Genomic DNA, 18684 nt, shown 5'->3' on the forward strand with positions numbered 1-18684 from the left:
ATACTGATAACATCGGTTGTAAAAGCGAAACTGGCACGTAGCGGGTAAGGTGGCTGATGGGATTCTACCGACGGTGGCGCAAGTGGTTTATTCTTCCCCTAGTATTGGCTGGGGTAGGTGCAGAATTATTGGCGGCTGCATCGATTCGGGGACAGGAAATAGATGCAGTTTCGCCAGTTGAGTATAGTCCGTTTGTGGATAATCAGGGGATGCCCATCGAAGCGGGATTAAACCCCACGTACCGCCAGAGGCGATCGCAACCCTTCCAAAAGCAGACGACTCTCCCCGATGTGCCTCAACGTCCTCAATCACCAAGGCGTAATCCTATTCCTTCCAGGAGATCTATTGCGATCGCGGATATCCAAGTTCGCTTTGTTGATCAAGACGGTCAACCCACTCCCGGAAACACTCGTCCTTATATCATTACGCGAGAATTTGACCTGCAACCCGGAGACGTGTATCGCCCGGATGTCGCCCAGCAGGGGTTAGAACGAGTAACGGAGTTAGATAGTGTCGAGGATGCTACCCTCAGTCTCCAACAGACCAATCAACCCAATCAAATTGTCATGATTGTGAATGTGGTAGAGGATTCATCCTTTAATGTCACGGCTTTTCCCAGTTCAAGTCGGGCAAAAGGGATTTATGGGGTGTTGCGGTTAGAGGAGGAGAATCTGGGCGGGAATAATCAGAACTTGGCGCTAGAACTGGAAGGGGGCGAAGATACCCTAGGATTTGAGGTGAGTTTTACTGATCCGTGGATTGCGGGTGATCCGTTGCGGACAGGGTACAGTTTGGCAGTGTTTAATCAGCGTTCTCCCTCGGAGGTGTTTATTGGCGGCGATCGCGAGGTGGATTTGCCGAATGGGGAAACGCCCTGGGTGCATCGTTTGGGGGGAAGCGGGGAAGTGTTTCGTCCTCTGGGAGGGAATTGGCAGGCTGGAGTAGGAGTATCTTATCAGCGGGTGTCGATTCGGGATCAGGCGTTTACCGATCAGGTGCAACCAGTGGATGAATTTGGCAATCCGTTGAGTTTAAGCGATCGCGGTCAAGATGATTTATTGACGGTGAATCTATCAGCGGTGCAAGATAATCGCGATGATACCGATTATCCCAGCCAAGGATCTAATGTCAGAGTCGGGATGGATCAGTCGGTTCCTGTGGGTGAAGCCGATATTATTTTTAACCGGGTGAATGGAAGTTATACCCAGTATGTGCCGATGGAGTTATTTGGGTTCACCTCTGGCGATCAAACCTTGGTGTTTAATCTTCAGGGGGGAACCGTGATTGGCGATTTACCTGCTTATGAAGCCTTTAGCCTCGGCGGGGGGAGTTCCGTGCGCGGCTATCAGAGTGGGGAGGTGGGTGCAGGTCGGTCTTACCTGCAAGCCACGGCGGAATATCGGTTTCCAGTGTTTACTTGGTTAGGGGGTCGGATATTTGCTGATTATGCCACAGATTTAGGTTCAGGGGATACGGTTACTGGGGAACCGGGAGAGGTGCGAGATAAGCCAGGGAGTGGATTGGGTTATGGGGTTGGGGTGAGAGTGCGATCGCCCTTTGGTCCAGTACAGGTTGATTTTGGCTTAAATGATCAGGGAGATTCTCAGGTGCATTTTGGCGTAGGGGAACGGTTTTGAAATCATGTCTTCATGCATTCATGTATTCATGTATTCATGTATTCGTAACAGTCAAAAATAGAAATATCTTACCTTTAATTCTCATGTAGGGGCGACCCGCCTGCACAAATCAACAACTGTATCCACTCAATTGAATCGGGTCGCCCTTTACTAACATTTTTTTGAACCAGCCAGTTTCCGGGATATTGCACAGAGAACAAATTTGGTTCTGTGTAAGTAACCCCGTTTGTCGTTTGCGCTTGAACCGGGAGGATTTTCAGCGGGAGATGCGGTTGGTCATTAACGCTAACAACGGCTGCACTCAAAAGAACTATTGCTAGGATTCGTTTCATATTAATTTTCTACCATTGACAGTTGCCATTATACTATCTAATCTAAATTAATTTTATAGATGCCATTTAGTTTTGAGAAATCAGAACCAAATGGCATTAACATAAGTAAAAATCCCTGGTCTTTCAAATAGTTATTGGCAAACATTCTCACATAAACACGTTTTAACCCAAAGGTTGGAGGAGAGGGCGACCCGATCAAATTAAATGGACTGGTGGTGTTAATTTATGCAAGCGGGTCGCCCCTACAGGGATCTGAACAGGCGATCGCTCTTTTTAAAATGATATAATAAATCATTCAAACTCTGAATAACTGCGGCACAACAGGTCGTTCTCCTTGTTGAAACTTCTGCCAAGTTTCACGTAAGAATTTCGGTGCTGGATGATGAGAGTCATACACAACAATTGCGTTCGTCAGCGTCCGTTTGGGATTTACAAAAATCCTCCCTCTGTGGTATAATGCGCTAGATCTTCCACCATCTAAATTCATCGCCTCACTACACCCAATTGCCCGCATTACCTTCGCTTCTCGCCATAGAGGTAACGGTTCTAGAAACGTGACTAAGACCAATTTTTTCCCACTAGCGGGAAACCCGATCGCACAGCGATGTGCCACACCCATAACACGCGGATCAGTAAATCCTTCACTGCGCGGCGCTAACCAAACTTTCCCGTTCCTCAGCAATCTGGGACCCCCAGTAATCGAAAACCAATGTTCCTCCCAGTCTGGTTTTCCATCCACTCGCGCTGTCACTAATTCCGGTTGGTTTCCGACCCGTAATCCCAGCGTCGTCCCATAATTTTCCCAGGGACTGTATTTGAGAAAGCTTCCAGCGGAGACCATATTTCCCATCAGCCGTTTTGGATCTTTGCTACTAAAAAATGTGCCACTCGCCACGACAGCCGCATGATAGCGGCGAACCATACGATTAAAGGATTCTTCACCAATTGTCCCTTGATGATTTCCCAACGTGGAATTATTAGCTAAACCAATGGCGATAAACGTATCGGGGTTCGTCAAATCAATATGGGTTTGATAGAGAGGAACACCGAGAATCGTACTACGGCGAAGACTGACAGACTCGGCGGCGACTGGGGAAACAAGTCCCAACCCTTGGGCTAAAGCCGCACCACCTAGGACTAGAAATGAACGTCGAGTGAATTTTCGCTGAGGACTGGATAAATGTTGACGTGACATCGGTACAATTTGAATAGGACTAGCAGTTATAAACGCCAAATGGATTGGCTAGGTTTATGACTAGGTGAATTGCAACCTGGTAATTGATGATTCGTGATTGGAGAATGCTGATTACGAAAGAGGGAAGGTTTGTGTAGTCTGAGAACAGATTTGTATCTTCCTATAGCAACCTGATGAATGGGTTAGCTTCACTAATAATAAATACTGGATTATAACGATTTAATCCGGACAATTGTTTTTAAGAATCAGGGTTGGAGGTAGTGATGAGTCAAGCGGTTTGCCTAAACGAGTTGTGGGAGTCAACGCCACCCAGCGAACAGATATTTCAACCGGATCAGTTGGTAGGGTATCCTGATACGGTACAACGCTATCTGAACCATGCGATCGCGCCAGGAACAAAGTTAGCCTCTGGGGTGCGACTGCGGATGCATGGCGAAATTAAACTACGGGGTTGGCTTCCTTTCACCGCAGAACAAGTCATCTCTTGGCGTCGGGGTTTTATTTGGCGGGCGGCGGTACGGATGAATGGCTTACCGATTTGGGGTTCAGATCGGCTTGTGGATGGTGTTGGCGGGATGCGGTGGAAGTTGTTTGGGCTGTTTCCAGTGATGACAGCAACGGGAACCGATATTACGCGATCAACTGTGGGTCGAATGCTGGCAGAACTTGTCTGGTTACCGTCTGTTCTGTGCCAACGTGATGTATCGTGGACGACACCGGATGCAGTTCATGCCCATGCTAGTTTAACCCGGTTTGGCGAGAGTAGCAACCTGATCCTCACGGTTGATAATCAGGGGCGGTTGGAGAGTGTCAAGCTGAAGCGTTGGGGTAATCCTGAAGGTGGTGAGTTTCATTATGCAAACTTCGGCGGCTTGGTGGAAGAAGAAGGAACCTTTGGCGGCTATACTATCCCCACTCGCTTGTTAGTTGGATGGCGCTTTGGTAGTGAGCATTTTGAGTCAGAATGGGCATTTTTTAGAGCAACTATTGATCAGGCAATTTATCGTTAAATTCCTTGTCGGGGCGACCCGCTTGCATGAATTAACAATTCTACCTGAAGAACCTCAATTAACTCATCTGTTGGTATGGCAAATCGAGTGGTGGTTGTCCAACTCTCAAAATCGGGAGCATAAGACACAAGACAAATAACAACTTTAATTGTCCCCACTTACTGAATCACGCAACGTTTCTACTGTCAAAACTTGCGGTGGCGTTGCATCTGGTGGATACAAAAAATCGAATTGCACTAATCTTTGACTTGATGGTGGCATGTTCAGCGTCACTAAAGGTTCCCCTTCTTGTCCCCGCCGTTGGACTAAATGCCAATACCCGGTTCGAGGTAATCTGGCATCATCGTTATAGCGTAATCGCACCGTTCCTCGGAAAAAGACTTGGTTTGCTGGAGGTTCCAGAAAGCGTAATCCCTGCTGAATTTGCTCTTGTTTTAGAGGCGTTTGTAAGGATACGGTAACTGTTTTCGTCTCCTGAGTTGGATTGACTAAGGGTAAAGTTAAACTATATTGCACGCCATAGTTTCCATGGGCAAAATAAGCCGTATCGTGATAACGTACCAGCATCCGCGCACTCTGACTTTGATCAGTACCTAAGCGTCCACCTGCTAAGGTACTCAATCCATAAGAAAAGGCGTCTCCTGGTTCAGGAATCGTCAAAACCTGGGAACTCGGACTATCAGTTAACTGAGTTTGCCACTGTGATCCTTGAGCCACACCTGCAACCCGCCCATAGATGATTTTACCCGTAGTTGAGTCTGGTGGAGTAGGGGCGCGATCGCGTGGTCCAGCTAATTCCCCTGTATCCAATAGCTGTTGCCATTCTACCAGGGTGGGGGCGCGTTCATTTCCCGCCTCATCGGTGGGTGCATAACGGGCGAGACTAGCTAGATAAACTTGTCCATCACTGCGTAACCGCATTAACGTAGAACGCCCATTAATCGGCGGTTCCAATGATTTAACCGGAATCGGTAAATTGAGTAACAGGCGGCTTTGTTGCGGCGGAATCACCACTTGCGGCGGAAACTCGGCTTGGCGATATCCTCTCAATATATCACTCATCACTCGACTACCGGGACCCGCATATACTGTACCTTGGGGATTCTCAACTTGAGAGGGTAACTGGATAAACGGTGCATCGGGTTGACTTAAATAACTAGCCGCTTGCAAAATATCAACCGTAACCGATTCTGTACTCGGATTATGGACAAGTAGTCCCAAATATAGCGTCCGTAAATCATCCGGTGTTGGCGCTTTAGCCACATGATGGGCAAAGATATCAAAACGCCCCTGAAAGGGAAAGTTTAAGTGGGCGCTAGGAGTGGCTTTGTTGTGTCCAGGAAACGTCGAGAGTAAAATTCCCTCGGTTTGCACCAGTTCCGGACTATTGCTATTGAAAACAGGAACCTGATCCAATTGTCCCGGTAACGGACGCACATCTTGCGGTTGGATAATTTCCACTTGGGGTGGGGGTGTAGGTGTAACTTGGGCGAGGGGTAAAATAGATAAAAATGCGAACATATAAGGGATAACGACTGTTCGGGAATAGGGAATGGGGAACAAAAAGAATAAGTATACTTCATTATTTTGATCACCGCCAAATAATAGAGTATCGCAGAGTATCGCAATGGGCGATCGCAAACACAGATTTTTACCGAGAGTGAAAAAGCCGAGACATGACTAGCAAAAGTGCAGCAGCTATAATCCGCCAATCCTGGTGCTGGTGGTTAATTGGGGGTTTCGGGATGTTGAGTGCGATCGCCTCTTTCCCTGATCCCACCCTTGCTCAGATTACACCAGATGACACATTGGGGGTAGAAGGTTCCATTGTTACTCCCTTTGGACAGATTGATATCATTCAAGGCGGTGCTATTCGAGGAATTAATCTCTTTCACAGTTTTGGGGAATTTAATATTGATGTTGACCGAGGAGCCTATTTTTTTAGTCCCGCTAATATCCAGAATATCTTAACACGAGTCACTGACAAAAATCCGTCTTATATTCTCGGTACGCTGGGAACCTTTGGTGACTCTACTCCTAATTTATTTTTAATCAACCCCAACGGCATTATCTTTGGATCTAATGCCAAGCTAGATGTGGGGGGTTCATTTGTCGCTACTACAGCGAATGGGATTGGCTGGAATAATCAGGGACAATTTAGCGCCTCACAACCGGAAACAAGTCAGTTACTCACTATCAATCCGAATGTTCTCTTTTTTAACAAACTCTCGAACTCAGCCGAAATTGTTAACCGTTCCACTTCTACAATTCCCGTTTTAGGGGGATTTATCAATGGAGAATTATTGGAACCGGGACTTCAGGTGTTAGATGGCAAGAGTTTATTGCTGATTGGTGGTGATGTCAGGATAGAAGCGGGGGGTCGCTTAGATGTTTTTGGGGGTCGGATTGAGTTAGGAGGTTTAGCTGAATCAGGAGAAGTAAGATTACAGGTTGATCATGATACGTTGAGCCTGAATTTTGCACCGGATAGTTTATTATCTGATGTCAGTTTAGCTGATAATGCCCTTGTAATTGTCCAGGGAACTGGGGGCGGCAATATTATTGTTAATGCTAATACCTTTAAAGTCACGAATGGCGGGCAGTTAGTCGCAGGTACATCAGGCAAGGACAATGCTGGAAATATTATTATTAATGCTAACGCAAGTGTGGATTTAAATGGCTCAGGGAGTGGTGTTAGCAATTCAGTTTTTGAAGAGAGTTCAGGACAGGGAGGGAATATTGAGATTAACACAAACTCCTTTTCTGCTACCTCTGGAGCATTTGTTCTCGCTGTAACCCGGACTAATGCTTCTGGAAATTCCGGCGACGTTTTCATCAAAAGTGATGCATTTACTGCTTCATCAGGTGTCGTGATTGGTTCACTAAGTTTAGGGTTGGGAGACGCGGGTGATGTCAGGATTAGTGCCAATGAATTGGTTCAAATTACTGATACTGAGATTAATGCTACGACTGATCATGCATCTACGGGAGATGCCGGAAATATTGTTATCAGTGCCAAGACTATCCGTTTTGCAGACAATAGTGATATCTTGGCAAATGCTAATGGTATTGGCAATGGCGGTAATGTTACGGTGCAAGCCAGTGAAACGATCAGCTTTTCCGATAATAGTGATATCTTTACCAGTAGTGGTATCTTTGCCGAGGCTGAGGGTGTAGGAAATGGTGGTACTGTGATCGTGCAAGCAGATGGCAATGTTAGCTTTTCTAGAGAAAGTGATATTTTGACAGCCACACGGCTGGGAAATGGCGGTGACGTTATTGTCAAAGCTGAGGGTCAAGTAAATTTCTTAGAAAACAGTAGTATTAACACGGGTCCTTTGGTTCAGGGTGATGGGGGAAATATTACTATTACAGCCCAATCCCTTTCATTAGAAAACGACTCTAGTTTTAATACTATCTCTTTCAATATAATAGATAGTGGGTCTCCGATTTTACAAGGGAGAGATAGCGGCAATATCACCGTAAAAACGACCGATTCTGTCATTCTCGATAATGGGAGTAGTTTATCGACAAGTAGCGGACTAGCCATAGATAATAGTGACACTGGAAAATCCGGTAATATTTGGGTTGAAACGAATAGGCTGATTGTTCGTAATGGTTCTTTAATTCAGGCAGAAATTTTTGGCGACCAACCTGCAGGAGATTTAACGATAAATGCGGCTGAGTCTGTGGAAGTCAGTGGCGCAATCCTTAAATCTGAAAAAGTTGATGGTGAAACGGTTTATTTTTTCAATCCCAGTCAGATAATTACTACTACATTAGGTGCTGGCGAGGCAGGCAATTTAACCATTAATACTGACCAATTAATGATCCGAGATGGGGGACGAGTCGATGCATCTACGGTTGGAGAAGGTCAAGGAGGAATCTTGGATGTTAATGCTTCCGATTCAGTGGAAGTTAGTGGTTCTATCCCTGCTGGAACTACTCTGGATGGCATACAGTACAGTTGGTTAGGGACGTTTAGTGCGGGAACGGGAATAGCTGGACAAACTCGAATTAATACAGGTCGATTAATTGTCCGAGATGGGGGAAAAATCTTAGCTTCAACCTTGGGAGAAGGTCAAGGGGGAATCTTGGACATTAATGCCTCTGAATCTGTGGAGGTGATTGGTACTATTCCTGGCACTAAATTTACAGAAATTTTACCCAGTCAGATTAGTACGGAAACCCGAGGAACGGGAACCGCAGGGACAATAACCATTGATACAGGTAAGTTAATTGTTCGCGATGGTGCAGAAGTATCGGTGCGAACCACTGGTGAAGGTCAAGGGGGACTTTTGGATATTAATGCCTATGAAACAGTAGAAGTGAGAGGAACGGCGATTGATAACCCCCAATTAACAAGTAAAATCACCAGTGAAACCAGTGGAGAGCAAGATGCAGGTAATTTAAGTATACAAACGCGACAACTTATTGTAAGCGATCGCGCTCAAATCACAGCCAGCAGTCGCCAAGGAAGCGGGAAAGCTGGGGATATTGAAATTGAAGCCAATTCGATTCAACTCAACCAGCAAGGAGAACTGATTACCCAAAGTGAATCCGGAGATGGGGGTAATATTCGCCTACAAGTTGATAACTTATTACTCCTACGCCGTAATAGTACGATTTCCACCACCGCCGGACAAGCTGGCGCGGGTGGCGATGGCGGAAATATTACCATTGATGCGGGTTTCGTCACAGGTATTCCTACGGAAAATAGTGATATTACCGCGAATGCGTTTGAGGGACGAGGCGGGAGAATTGATATCACCACTCAGCGTATCTTTGGGTTAGAATTTCGGGAGAATATGACATCCTTGAGTGATATTACTGCCAGTTCCCAATTCGGTATTGATGGTGACTATAACCTGGAATTATTGAACCCAATTGACCCCAATCAAGGCTTAATTCAATTACCCACTGGGTTAGTGGATGCAGAGAAACTAATTGACCGTTCCTGTCATGCTGGAGGTGCAGCATTAGCCAGTAGCTTCACGATAACAGGTCGCGGCGGTATCCCAGCCAGTCCGTTAGATTTCCTCAGTGATGATGTAATGGTTAGTAATTGGGTAACGTTGGATGGTGAGACTGATGTTCAACCCAAACCAGAACCTGTGACATCAACTCCTGTTCAACCCAAGCCAATTATCGAGGCACAAGGATGGGTAAAAATGCCCGATGGAACGATAATTCTTACCGCGCAATCCCCCACAGCTACACTCTCCACTATGCCAGAAGTAAATAGCTGCGGAAAGTTGTAGGTATTCCCTAGTTTAGGCTTTTCGAGAAAAGAACATTGATTTAGATGTCAACAAAACCCGCTGTTGGTATACAATGAGACAGATTCCCCTATTAGCCATCATTTATAGATTATCTCTATAGTTAATGCCAAATATCATGCAAGTCAGACCATTTCTAAAATGGGCGGGTGGAAAAAGCCAACTGATTAAGGAAATTGATAAAAGCTTGCCTGAGGAATTAGAGCAAGGAAAAATTAATCGATATATTGAACCTTTTGTCGGTGGTGGTTCTGTATTTCTGTATATTGCTCAGTTGGGCAAAATCGAAGAGTTTTTTATTTGTGATATTAATCGTGAACTTATCCTGGTATATAAGACAATATAAAAAGCCAAAAATTTGTCGGGCAGATAACCTGAGAGCAGTGGCTCAAATTCTGCAAAATACTCAGATTCATTATGGAGATTTTACCGAGTTTGAAGTTTTTGTTAATAATCGCTCTCTAGTTTATTTCGATCCTCCCTATAGACCTCTAAGCAAAACCGCTAATTTTACGTCCTATTCTCAAGAAATTTTCGATGATTCGTCACAATTAAGATTACGAGATTTTTTTCGAGTGCTTGATCAGAAAGGAGCCAAGTTACTTTTGAGTAACTCTGACCCCAAAAATGAAGACTTAGAGGATGATTTTTTTGACGTTGCTTATGCAGAGTATCAGATAAAACGAGTAAAGGCACAACGCACTATTAATAGTAAAGCAACTAGGCGAGGGCAGATTAATGAATTGTTAATCAGGAATTATTAAATATAGTGGTGTGGCACACCTTATTTAGTTGATTAGAATTGTAGGGGCGCAAGCCCCGTGCGCCCGTGTCAACTTAAGCGGAAAACCCAAGTAACGTAGCCAACTTAGCTTAAACTTGAGAAAAAGCCTAGTAGAATATAAGGTAGAAGTGAAATTCTTGTCCAGTAATGGGGGTTGCTAAGACATGAACACCCACACAATCACCCAACTTTCTATTGTTGTCCTGAGTCTAACGACTGCGATCGCGCCCGCCAAATCGAGTAGCCAAGGTTTCCAGCCTCAACCTGGGGTGGCTCAATCTGGAGGCGATCTGTTGGCTCAATCAGGAGGAGGCGTTAATCTTGACGCATTACCAAGCGGCTTTCATTTTTTCCGAAACATTTCCGATGACCAAAATTATCTGATTTTGGAAAAAAGAGGCAACCTAGTCGTTGGTTATGCCTATAAGTATAGAACTGCATTGAGTTATTGTTGGCGAGGCACAGCAAATGGCAACTTCGTCACTGATGCTGCGTCAGCCAAACCAATTGTTAACTCTGTCCGTGAATCATGGGAATTTGATGAGAACGAAAACATCAATCTAAACAACTACAAAAAAATACCTTTAGAAAACATTCAATCGAATATTGATTTTCAACAAATTCTTTATGAATGCAGAAGACTCTTAGCCGAAGCACCTTCCTCCGCCGTTAACGCTTGGACAGATTTTTTCTTCTATCGCCTTTACCCTCAAATGCAAGGTGAGAAAATTCAACCTTCCCAAACTCAATTACAACAGGAATGGGTAGCGATTCGTCGTGCGATCGCGGATAAAATTAGGTGGACGCCACGAGACTGTGAACAACCGCCTGAGTCGGATGGATATGATGTGGTTAATTATGATCCGAATGAAGTTGCTGATGCCGTTTTCTATGCCCGTCATCCTGAACTCAAGGAACGCAAAATTCGTCCGGGGGAAACGAATCTAGCCAGAGAATGGAATGCGATTCAGAACCGTCTTCCTGAGTTTATCTGCTATAACCCTTGAATTTTGTTATCTAACTTTATTTCCTGCTAACTCAGCAATAACTTGCTCCAACCCAGCAACAACTCGCGCTAATCGTTCATAGTCTACTTTATCAGGTGTATCTTCGTCAGTATGATAGTAGGGATAGCGAAAGGGGGCTGTATCCGTAACCATTACACCGGGATAACCCTGCTGCCAAAATGCCCATTGATCTGACCAACCCACACCGGGAATTAGATTAGGTAATGTCGCACCTTCAGAGGGAAATTTTGCATGGCGGCGGAAGAATTCAACGACGTTATTAACGAGCTTTCTTGACCCTAAATTACCAATAAACCCAATAAAATTTCCTTGTAAGGGATAAATTCGGTCTAAGGGAAATGGATATTGCTGAGAACCAATTTTATCGGAATAATAACCCATGGTTTCTAAACTCAGCATCGCCACAATATTCTCATTGCGATCGCGGCATTGTTTAGCATAAACTAGACTCCCCATATCATCTGTCTGGAAAAATGGCGGTTCCTCATTCACAAACTCCACAAACCGCAGCGTTCTAGCCGGCTTTTTTCCGGCAAATAAACGCGCTAATTCTAAGGTTGCGGCTGCGCCCGTACCGTTATCATTCGCCGCTGGACTGGTATAGACTGAATCGTAGTGACCGCCAATGACAACAATTTCCTGGGGTTTTTCAGTACCAAGAATTTCGACTTCAAGATTGTAATACGTTTGATTATCAATCTCGTATCCCTGTCGCTTGACTTTATACCCGGCTTGTGATAATTCTCGTTCCAAAAAATCAGTCGCCGCAATTAAACCGTCATAATACAAATAGTTGCGTCGTCCAATTTCACCCGCCAATTTTTCCACATCTTGCTGAAGCGCAGTTTGCAAGACAATTTCGTTTTGAGTTAGCGGTGGGAGTTCACCGTTATAACTTTCTCCAGGCATTCGGATCATGAGGAACCATGCGCCAAGTAGGACGATTACTAGGATTAGACTCAGTATAGCGAGTCGGATGGCTCCGGAGCGATTCAGGAGGGGAATTTTCCACCAGGGTTTGCTCAATAGCATTTGTCATTTGTCATTTGTCATTTGTCAGGGAACAGGGAACACCTCGACTTCGCTCGGTGTGTCACAGGAAACAGGGAACAGGGAACAGGGAACAGGGAATACAACATAATTTAGACAGGGCGGGTTTAGTGACATCTGGGTGAAAACCTTCCCGTTAATGGTGAAACCCGCCCCTACACAATGGGTCATGGCGCGTCTCGTGATGGCTCCCCCGGCTCTCTGTTCTATGAAACCACCTCATCGTTATTGGTATTGGGCTTGGGAGGTAAGGTACAACAGTTAATATCATTCAAACAAACTTTACCCCACTGCAACGCCCAACGCACCAGTGCGACTCGATTATCGGTATGGGTTTTCTGCAAAATATTACTAATATGGTTATCGACAGTGCGCTTACTGATTTCCAAGTCCTGGGCAATCTCCTGATTGGTTAAACCAGTGGCGACCAGGTCTACAATTTGTAATTCTCGGTCTGAGAGAGAAACCGACTTATCTGACTTGCCACCAGCCATAGGTATTTTGCCCTTGGTAAATCTACTTATGCCTTTTTAATTCTAACGAACTATGGGATACCTACACGCCATAACTCATCCTGGTTTGAGAGATTATTTTTAACCAAAGGTTAACGCTCTGGTAGTCTGAGGGAAAAGTTGAGGTGTATATTGCCGTGACTAATCCTCGTGTTCTCTGCCTCGGTGAAGTTTTATTCGATCGCCTAGCTAATCAGGTGGGGCGATCCCTGGAACAAGTTGAATCCTGGACAGCTTATCCTGGGGGAGCGCCAGCGAATGTGGCTTGTGCATTGGTTAAGTTGGGAACTCCGGCGGGGTTTATCGGATCGGTGGGAGTCGATGAACCAGGAAACCAACTTGTGCAATTGTTAAAGGATGTGGGTGTGGATCATAGTGGTGTCCAACGCCATCCTACCGCACCAACCCGACAGGTTTACGTCCTGCGCTCAGAAAAGGGCGATCGCGAATTTGCTGGATTTGGTGATTTTGACACCTCCCAATTTGCTGACGCTTTCCTTGATGCGTCTAAGTTACCCGAATCCTTATTTGAGGGAGCTGATTATTTAGTTTTGGGTACCCTGGAGTTAGCCTATCCCCAAACCCGACAAGCGATTTACAAAGCCTTGAATCTTGCCAATCGCTACGATGTCAAAGTTTTAGTGGATATTAACTGGCGTCCGATGTTTTGGTCAGATCCCAGTGAAGCTAAACCACTGATTAAAGAATTTGTCAAGCAAATCGATTTTCTCAAAATAGCCAAAGAAGAAGGGGAGTTATTCTTTGATACCTCGGATGCAGGGGCGATTACCCATCGTCTAGATTCAGTTGAAGGAGTTTTGGTGACGAATGGAGATCAAGATATAACCTACTGTCTCGGTGAACAGGAGGACACCTTCTCACCCTTTACTATGAATGTGCAAGATACCACAGGGGCGGGTGATGGTTTTGTCGCGGGCTTTATTCACCAACTTTGTCAGAATGGGCTTAAATGTCTAGCGACGCCAGAGTCAGCACGAGATGTGGTCAAATACGCCAGTGCTGTGGGTGGATTAACGACACTCAAACCGGGTGCGATCGCGGCTCAACCCACCCTAGCTGAGGTGGAAGCGTTTCTCAAAGAAAACGGATAACGGTTTCCCTCAGATCAACCGTGTTTTTGCGATCGCTCTGTCACCGGATTTTCCTGCGATCGCTTCTTGCGTTCTGCATATTCATGAAAGTTCACGACTTGAGGATCACAGGCGGGTATATCATCATTAGAGTTGGGTGGGGAAACCTCCGGTGGAACGGTTGGATCAATCATCGTAAAGTGCTGAATTGGAGGCATTTCAACTTTATGATACGTGACCCCACGAAATCGAAATGTTTTCACCGATGATGGCTGAGGTTGTCGTAGCTGACCCCCTTGATTTCGGGCAACACCGTTACCGGAATTGGTAACACTCTGTTGAGTGATCATGGTCAGCTTCCCGTTAACCATGGTTATTTTTTTCTGTTGTAGTAAGTCTTTCAATGTGTCCCAATTTTCCTGAGGATGCTGTTTCAGCCAAGCGTCCACTGCTTTCATGGCTGGCACAGGAGGAAGACTAAATTGCATCAAAAGAATGGCGAAAACTTTTCCTTCAGTTGTCATTTTTTTAAGTAGGTAAGGAAGCAATTGATGGGGACAGCAGACACACTTTATAGGAGTGATATAGCTCTGAAAAAAGAAAACCCTGATGCTAATTTTCAATTTGTTAAGAAAGTTATCTATAATTGTCTTCGGCATCCGGATGTGACTGCCTCAGCCATTTCTCGTAACTTTTTTCAGCTATTTGGCGGATTGACAATATTCGTCATTTGTCATTTGTCATTTGTTGGCTCCTCTAGCTCCCCCAGCTCCCAGACGTGCCATGGCACGTCTCTACATTGCTTCCCCAGCTTCCCCAGCTTCCCCAGCTTCCCCAGCTTCCCCATCTCCTCTACACCTCTACAGTTGCAGATTCAGCGCATTGAGTTGAGCTTGGGCTTTTTGTAGAGATTCATACCATTCCTTTTGTGGATCACTGTCAGCCACGATGCCAGCACCCACTTGTCCCCAAACCGTTGCCCCAGCTTGAGAATGGCTCGATTTACGATACAGCAATGTGCGAATCAAAATATTTAAGTCGAGATTTCCCCGCCAATCTAAATAACCGCAAGAACCATAAAATAAATTGCGTTTTACTGGTTCAAGTTCTTCAATAATTTCCATGCAGCGAACTTTCGGACAACCTGTAATGGTTCCCCCAGGAAATACACCTCGAATCAAGTCTATCGGGTCACACTTAGAACTAAGTGTTCCCATAATATTGCTAACCAAATGCATAACGTGGCTGTAGCGTTCAATAGTGAGAAGTTCATTCACTTGTACAGTTCCCCATTCACAAACTTTGCCGATATCATTGCGCTCTAAGTCAACCAACATGATATGTTCGGCTCTTTCCTTCTTATTCAGAATTAACTCTTTTGCTAACTGATCATCTTGAGTTGAATTAGCGCCACGTTTCCGCGTTCCAGCAATCGGTCGAGTCTCAACTTTTGTGCCAGACAACTGAATCAATCGTTCTGGCGAACAGCTAATCATTGCTCCCCACGGGGTTTGCCAATAACTGGCAAAGGGAGAAGGATTAATCTGTTGCAATGCTCGATAAATTGACCAACTATCCAAAGCGGTATACGCTTCAAACCGTAATGACAAATTCGCCTGGAAGATATCGCCAGCTTGAATATATCGTTTCGCTTGCTGTACCGCCGCCATATAATCATGCTGGGAGATGTGGAAAATAGGAGTAATGGGATTACTTTTGTCCGGTTCTGGTGTAGTCTTTATTCCTGTCTTCCTATCCGCTTCCTCTAGCTGACGTTGCAGGGAGTCCAGTTGAGCCGCATCCGTCGTCGCTAACCAGAGAATTTGCTGGTGATGATCCAGCACTGCAAAGGATTCGGGTTCATACCAGTAGGCGATGGGGAAAGGAAGAGGATCGGTGTTTAGGTGGGGGAGTTGCTCAATCTCCCAGGCTAAGTCATATCCCAGCCATCCTAACCACCCCCCTGTAAAGGGAAGTTCAGCAGGTGCAGGCGATTCTGCCTTTTGCACCTGAAGCAGGCGGCGTAGGAAGGGTAGAATGTCTCCCACAGGCGGAGTCCATAGTTGAAGTTGATTCTCAAAAAAGCGAGGAGAACCTGCACAAATCGAATATCGAGCCAGATGGGTATTATAGGGGGTCACAGGGCTTTCGAGGAGAGTAGCAATGTGATAATTTGCCGCTAAATTGTTTCCCAGAGTCGAATCTCCTCTGGGATGGAGAAATAGCGCCTCGAAGACGTGCGAACCACTACGCTTAGCCAGAGGAAGCTTGCGCCAATGCCAAGGTTCTATGGGCTTGAGGGAGGATTGGGGGAGGGCAAATAACTCAGGTGCGATCGCGGTATTCACGTCCATTCTGTGGTAAATTTTTCCTGATGCTGTGCTTTTGGCTACAATATTTGTATAACATCAACCCTTTATAGACAATAACAATTTAGTCAATTTCCTGAGCGAGTGAATCTACCTATCCGTCTTCAAGATCCTAGGAATTCCGAAGCAATAGGTTTAAGCAAAATCGGGGAATTGAAGAATAGACATCGAGAAAATAGTGGCAATTTTTTAGCCAAAAGCTGATGAATGAATCGATAACATTTTTACAAACAGGGCTACCCGAAGGTCCCATTGTTGCGTTTACCATTCTACTGTTAGTCAGTTTAACTATTCCGCCGTTGTTCGAGCGCCTGGGATTGCCTGGGTTAGTCGGATTGCTGTTGGCAGGAGTCATCCTGGGTTCCAATGGGTTGCAGCTATTGGATGCTGACAGCGAAACCATGAAGCTGCTCTCCGATATTGGCAAAATTTATCTGATGTTTGTGGCTGGGCTAGAAATTGACTTGGTGCAGTTTCGCAAGAAAAAACATCGCTCTTTAGTCTTTGGATTGATGACCTTTATCGTACCACTCATCGTCAGTATGATGATTGGGCGATTATTTGGTTTTGGTTGGAATACCTCCCTGCTGATGGGTTCTTTATTTGCCTCCCATACCCTATTAGGGTATCCTATCGTCCAGCGGTTGGGTTTAGTTGAGAAAGAACCCGTGATTGTTACCATTGGCGCGACAATTTTTACTGATATTAGTGCGCTACTCGTCCTAGCCATTTGCGTTTCGATTAACGCGGGAGAGTTTTCTCTGTATAGTTTGTTCCAGCAATTGGTGGCATTAGCCATTTACACCGCCATCGTTTTATTTGGCTTTGACTGGGTGGGGAAGGAACATTTTCGGCGGACGGGAGATGATGAGGGGAATCAATTTTTGTTCGTACTCCTAGCCGTGTTTCTGGCTTCGGTGGGGGCAGAAATTATTCAGGTGGATCAGATTGTCGGTGCCTTTATGGCAGGTTTAGCGGTTAATGATGTGGTGGGAAACTCACCCGTTAAAGAAAAAGTGGAGTTTGTAGGTAGTGTTTTATTTATCCCCTTTTTCTTTGTAGACATGGGCTTACTTCTCGACATTCCTGTGTTTATCGAAAGCCTCACCACCAGTTTTTGGCTAACTCTAGCAATTGTCGTGGGATTGCTGGGAAGCAAATTCCTCGCCGCCGCGATCACAAAAGTCCTCTATCGTTACAGTTTTAACGAGATGATGGTGATGTGGTCTCTGTCTATCCCCCAAGTCGCCGCCACACTAGCCGCCGCGTTAGTGGGTTTGCAGGTAGGGTTAATCACAGACACCGTCTTTAACAGCGTCATTGTCTTGATGCTAATCACCTCTATTTTGGGTCCTCTATTAACCGGAAAATTCGCCCCGAAACTCCCTTTACCGAAAGCCAGCCCGAAAATTAGCCAGTCCAAACTTTGGTGGGAAAATCATCGCTTTGAACGGTTAGAGGAACAAGAGCCAGCTCCGTTTAGGATAGTCGTGCCAGTTAGCAAAAGTCAAACCAAGGGGTATTTAATGGAAATGGCAGCCCTGCTAGCGCGTCATCAATCCGGTCAAATTATACCGCTGTCCATTTCTCCAGCCCATACCTACATGGACGAACCCCAGATGCAGGTTAACCTGCGCCAAAGTCGGCGACTCCTAAACAAAGCGCTAACGGTTAGTTCGGAGTTTGAAGCTGATGCAAAACCTGTACTGCGAATTGAGAATGACATCGCCTCTGGAATTGTTCACACCGCCCGTGAACAAGATGCCAGTTTAATTGTCATGAGTTGGCGCAAAAATACCGGATTGCGGGCACGTTTGTTTGGTACGATCATTAACCGGGTATTTTGGGCATCTCACTGTCCAGTTGCGGTAATGCGACTCTTAGATGAGCCAGTCAACCTGCGTAAAATTTTGGTACCCGCGAAAAACTTTTCGCCACAGACAATCCGCACGGTAAGATTGGCTCAACTCTTGGCTGATACCCATCAAGGGGAGGTGAAATTACTGCACGTTTGTCCGGCTAAAACGACACCTTCTGACATGGCGGCGATTGAAGACGAATATATCAGTATGCTGAATGTCACGGGAGGGCAGGTAAAATCAGAAGTACAAGTGATTAAAGCTGACGATGTGGCGCTGGCGATTTTGAAAGTAGCTAAGTTAGCGGATATGGTCATTTTGCGCTCTTTGCGTCGCCGTACTATTGCGGGGTTAGGAGTGAGCGATATTACCACACAATTGATTAAGGAACTGACCTGCTCATTAGTGTTGTTTGGAGAACCGTATTAAGAGCAATGGTAATGAAAAGCGTGCATTTTTGGATTGCCGAAACCCTTACAGCGCAAAGCGCTGTAATAAAGTACAGTAGATCAAAGTCCCCCTTCAGATCCCCCTTCCG

Annotated in this window: 13 protein-coding genes and 1 pseudogene; 7 read left to right on the plus strand and 7 right to left on the minus strand. The window is 45.5% G+C overall.

Annotated features, from left to right (window positions below; all coding sequences use genetic code 11):
- Nucleotides 1-56 precede the first annotated feature (56 nt).
- A complete protein-coding gene (locus tag RIB93_RS22815) occupies nucleotides 57-1637 on the plus strand; it encodes a BamA/TamA family outer membrane protein (RefSeq protein ID WP_446375931.1) in 1581 nt (526 codons plus the stop codon).
- Between the two features lie 627 nt (nucleotides 1638-2264).
- On the opposite strand, the gene RIB93_RS22820 is transcribed toward RIB93_RS22815, so the two are convergent.
- On the minus strand, nucleotides 2265-3164 hold the full coding sequence (locus RIB93_RS22820; protein ID WP_446375933.1) for a phosphodiester glycosidase family protein: 900 nt from the start codon (nucleotides 3162-3164) through the stop codon (nucleotides 2265-2267).
- Between the two features lie 263 nt (nucleotides 3165-3427).
- Between RIB93_RS22820 and RIB93_RS22825 the strand changes: the two genes are divergently transcribed.
- Nucleotides 3428-4174 (plus strand): DUF6920 family protein, encoded by a 747-nt coding sequence (locus RIB93_RS22825; protein ID WP_446375935.1) that lies wholly within the window; start codon nucleotides 3428-3430, stop codon nucleotides 4172-4174.
- A gap of 144 nt (nucleotides 4175-4318) precedes the next feature.
- Here the strand turns inward: RIB93_RS22825 and RIB93_RS22830 are convergent, their stop codons facing one another.
- Nucleotides 4319-5695 (minus strand): DUF3370 domain-containing protein, encoded by a 1377-nt coding sequence (locus tag RIB93_RS22830; RefSeq protein ID WP_446375957.1) that lies wholly within the window; start codon nucleotides 5693-5695, stop codon nucleotides 4319-4321.
- Between the two features lie 155 nt (nucleotides 5696-5850).
- Between RIB93_RS22830 and RIB93_RS22835 the strand changes: the two genes are divergently transcribed.
- The 3 genes and pseudogenes from RIB93_RS22835 (at nucleotide 5851) to RIB93_RS22845 (ending at nucleotide 11244) form a co-directional block, all read left to right on the plus strand.
- Nucleotides 5851-9435 carry a two-partner secretion domain-containing protein gene (locus tag RIB93_RS22835; RefSeq protein ID WP_446375937.1) on the plus strand — a complete coding sequence of 1195 codons (3585 nt, stop codon included), beginning with the start codon at nucleotides 5851-5853 and terminating at the stop codon, nucleotides 9433-9435.
- Between the two features lie 136 nt (nucleotides 9436-9571).
- A pseudogene (locus RIB93_RS22840) lies at nucleotides 9572-10217 on the plus strand (DNA adenine methylase).
- A gap of 184 nt (nucleotides 10218-10401) precedes the next feature.
- On the plus strand, nucleotides 10402-11244 hold the full coding sequence (locus RIB93_RS22845; RefSeq protein WP_446375939.1) for a hypothetical protein: 843 nt from the start codon (nucleotides 10402-10404) through the stop codon (nucleotides 11242-11244).
- Between the two features lie 6 nt (nucleotides 11245-11250).
- Here the strand turns inward: RIB93_RS22845 and RIB93_RS22850 are convergent, their stop codons facing one another.
- The 3 genes from RIB93_RS22850 to pedR form a co-directional block, all read right to left on the minus strand.
- Nucleotides 11251-12183, minus strand: a complete 933-nt coding sequence (locus RIB93_RS22850) for a M28 family peptidase (protein WP_446375941.1) — start codon at nucleotides 12181-12183, stop codon at nucleotides 11251-11253.
- On the minus strand, nucleotides 12155-12304 hold the full coding sequence (locus tag RIB93_RS22855; RefSeq protein ID WP_446375943.1) for a hypothetical protein: 150 nt from the start codon (nucleotides 12302-12304) through the stop codon (nucleotides 12155-12157). The genes RIB93_RS22850 and RIB93_RS22855 overlap by 29 nt, the downstream gene beginning before the upstream one ends.
- A 217-nt stretch (nucleotides 12305-12521) precedes the next feature.
- Nucleotides 12522-12809: a photosynthetic electron transport-dependent transcriptional regulator PedR gene (pedR, locus tag RIB93_RS22860; protein WP_446375945.1), complete on the minus strand. Its 288-nt coding sequence runs from the start codon at nucleotides 12807-12809 to the stop codon at nucleotides 12522-12524.
- A gap of 155 nt (nucleotides 12810-12964) precedes the next feature.
- Here pedR and RIB93_RS22865 point away from each other — a divergent pair, with 155 nt between their 5' ends.
- Entirely contained in the window at nucleotides 12965-13939 is a 975-nt protein-coding gene (locus RIB93_RS22865) for a carbohydrate kinase family protein (RefSeq protein ID WP_446375947.1), read from the plus strand.
- A 14-nt stretch (nucleotides 13940-13953) separates the two neighbouring features.
- Here the strand turns inward: RIB93_RS22865 and RIB93_RS22870 are convergent, their stop codons facing one another.
- A complete protein-coding gene (locus RIB93_RS22870; protein ID WP_446375949.1) occupies nucleotides 13954-14442 on the minus strand; it encodes a hypothetical protein in 489 nt (162 codons plus the stop codon).
- 336 nt (nucleotides 14443-14778) lie between these two features.
- On the minus strand, nucleotides 14779-16272 hold the full coding sequence (locus RIB93_RS22875) for an anthranilate synthase component I (RefSeq protein WP_446375951.1): 1494 nt from the start codon (nucleotides 16270-16272) through the stop codon (nucleotides 14779-14781).
- Nucleotides 16273-16490: 218 nt separating this feature from the next.
- Between RIB93_RS22875 and RIB93_RS22880 the strand changes: the two genes are divergently transcribed.
- Complete coding sequence (locus RIB93_RS22880; protein ID WP_446375953.1) at nucleotides 16491-18575, plus strand: cation:proton antiporter domain-containing protein; 2085 nt, start codon at nucleotides 16491-16493, stop codon at nucleotides 18573-18575.
- Nucleotides 18576-18684 lie beyond the last annotated feature (109 nt).

The sequence above is a fragment of the Coleofasciculus sp. D1-CHI-01 genome, from assembly GCF_040218875.1.
Lineage (GTDB): Bacteria > Cyanobacteriota > Cyanobacteriia > Cyanobacteriales > Coleofasciculaceae > Coleofasciculus.

What these genes read in the sequence shown, in the direction of transcription:
- RIB93_RS22815 (WP_446375931.1), top strand. Translation starts at nt 57, where the DNA reads ATGGGATTCTACCGACGGTGGCGCAAGTGGTTTATTCTTCCCCTAGTA.
- RIB93_RS22820 (WP_446375933.1), bottom strand. Translation starts at nt 3,164, where the DNA reads ATGTCACGTCAACATTTATCCAGTCCTCAGCGAAAATTCACTCGACGT.
- RIB93_RS22825 (WP_446375935.1), top strand. Translation starts at nt 3,428, where the DNA reads ATGAGTCAAGCGGTTTGCCTAAACGAGTTGTGGGAGTCAACGCCACCC.
- RIB93_RS22830 (WP_446375957.1), bottom strand. Translation starts at nt 5,695, where the DNA reads ATGTTCGCATTTTTATCTATTTTACCCCTCGCCCAAGTTACACCTACA.
- RIB93_RS22835 (WP_446375937.1), top strand. Translation starts at nt 5,851, where the DNA reads ATGACTAGCAAAAGTGCAGCAGCTATAATCCGCCAATCCTGGTGCTGG.
- RIB93_RS22845 (WP_446375939.1), top strand. Translation starts at nt 10,402, where the DNA reads ATGAACACCCACACAATCACCCAACTTTCTATTGTTGTCCTGAGTCTA.
- RIB93_RS22850 (WP_446375941.1), bottom strand. Translation starts at nt 12,183, where the DNA reads ATGATCCGAATGCCTGGAGAAAGTTATAACGGTGAACTCCCACCGCTA.
- RIB93_RS22855 (WP_446375943.1), bottom strand. Translation starts at nt 12,304, where the DNA reads ATGACAAATGCTATTGAGCAAACCCTGGTGGAAAATTCCCCTCCTGAA.
- pedR (WP_446375945.1), bottom strand. Translation starts at nt 12,809, where the DNA reads ATGGCTGGTGGCAAGTCAGATAAGTCGGTTTCTCTCTCAGACCGAGAA.
- RIB93_RS22870 (WP_446375949.1), bottom strand. Translation starts at nt 14,442, where the DNA reads ATGACAACTGAAGGAAAAGTTTTCGCCATTCTTTTGATGCAATTTAGT.
- RIB93_RS22875 (WP_446375951.1), bottom strand. Translation starts at nt 16,272, where the DNA reads ATGGACGTGAATACCGCGATCGCACCTGAGTTATTTGCCCTCCCCCAA.
- RIB93_RS22880 (WP_446375953.1), top strand. Translation starts at nt 16,491, where the DNA reads ATGAATGAATCGATAACATTTTTACAAACAGGGCTACCCGAAGGTCCC.